We start from the raw sequence: 1,529 nt of genomic DNA, 5'->3' as shown, positions 1-1,529 counted from the left end.
CATCCGGCCGATTGCGATTGGCAAAAAGAATTGGCTATTCGCGGGCAGCGAACGCGCCGGCAAACGCGCAGCCGCCATCCAAAGTTTATTGGCGACGGCTAAACTGAATGGCATTGAGCCATCAGAATGGCTGAAGGACACGCTGGAAAAACTCCCTACCTGGCCGAATAGCAGGATTGATGAGTTGTTGCCGCTGCGCGGCTAGTTCATTTCGATGCAACTGGCGAGGTGGTCACGCCGTACGCATACTTTCTATTCGAACCAAATTGTAGGCGAGTAAGGCGCCCCAAACCTCTTGTCGCACCGTCGCTGGCGTGCCGCTACGTAGTGTGATTTCATCGCCCAATAACGACTGCTTGAGCTCGCGATAACTGGTTTCAATCCGCCAGCGTTGACTGTATTGCTTGGCAATTTCCGCCGCCGGATATTTCGTGCGATCCAGCAGCGAGGTGAGTAGAACCCGCTTCGTACCTTGTCTGGACAGCACCTCAATCGCGCGGGCTTCCCAATATTCGGGCAACTCAGGTCGCTTGGCTCTGGCTTGCGGTGAGACTTTCATCTTCACGCAATAGTCACGCGCGTTCGACTCAAGTCGCTCCCATTTGGTATTGCTTTTGGCGGGGAGCAGCCAATGCCGCTGCTGACCATTGCGCTGGAGTGGCAGTAAAATTTCGGCACTCAGAGATCCTTTGTCGAGAACAGTGAGTGAATAATCGGGAATCAATTCAATCACTTCCTGTGCATACAACAATTCATTCTTGCCATACTCGCCAAACGCCACTTCGCGCACCAAGTGAGTTGCCAACGCCGTCAAGGTGACCATCCGCAGCTGCGGGTAGCTAGACACCACCTCCGATGCATAGGCCTGTGCGCCAAAGTGCAGGCGATTCTCTGGGGAGTCACTGGTGCGCAACGTCGTCCCATCAATGGCATAACGTGCCAAACCGCGCCAGCTTTGACCACGCTGGTGGCGTGTATCCCAAGCGCAGGCGCAAAGCGAAAAAAGTTGCGCGAGGGGTTCTTCCCCCAGCCGTTGCCGAGCTTGCGTCAGTGCGCTATTGGCAATGTCGGGATCTTGCTCATTGGGGAGTAGCAAATCGAGATGAACAACGACTTCTGCAATGGATTGGCGGCGAAACAAGGCCAGAGCGATGACCTGCCAGATGACTTGCTCGGCGAGCATTTTACGCTTGCGGATACTGGCAGTTCCGCCTGCGCAATCCACTGCGGATCAATCGCAGCAGAGAGGGTGGCAAAGTCGTAGTCAAGCTCAGAGCGAACGCGTTGGGTCGACATAAAAAGCCGTGATGGTACGTGGAATAGGGTTGCGATGAGCAGAAAAAATGCCGTTCACTTGGCTTAAGTGAACAGCATTATCGCCACTGCGAGGTTTTTTAGGGCATGTTCAGATAACGTGTTGATGGTCTACCCTGAGAGTAGAACTCTCAGGGAGTACGATGATGGAAACTCAATCATTTCAACACCTTGTGCTTGAACTCGAAGCCCTCACCGATGAGCAACGGCAGCTC

The 1,529-nt window shown here is 54.0% G+C and carries 2 protein-coding genes; one reads left to right on the top strand and one right to left on the bottom strand.

The window, feature by feature from the left end; all coding sequences use genetic code 11:
• Positions 1-205 (top strand): transposase domain-containing protein (locus FLS37_RS16690; RefSeq protein WP_198314632.1); only part of this gene is annotated, 205 nt, incomplete at its 5' end.
• Positions 206-232: 27 nt separating this feature from the next.
• Here FLS37_RS16690 and FLS37_RS16685 read toward each other — a convergent pair.
• Positions 233-1,225 (bottom strand): IS4 family transposase, encoded by a 993-nt coding sequence (locus FLS37_RS16685; protein WP_255446448.1) that lies wholly within the window; start codon positions 1,223-1,225, stop codon positions 233-235.
• Positions 1,226-1,529 lie beyond the last annotated feature (304 nt).

This window comes from Chitinibacter sp. GC72, from assembly GCF_009760905.1.
Classification (GTDB): domain Bacteria; phylum Pseudomonadota; class Gammaproteobacteria; order Burkholderiales; family Chitinibacteraceae; genus Chitinibacter.
Note: the sequence above shows the minus strand (reverse complement) of the source record. Positions and strands in the feature narration are given on the sequence as shown.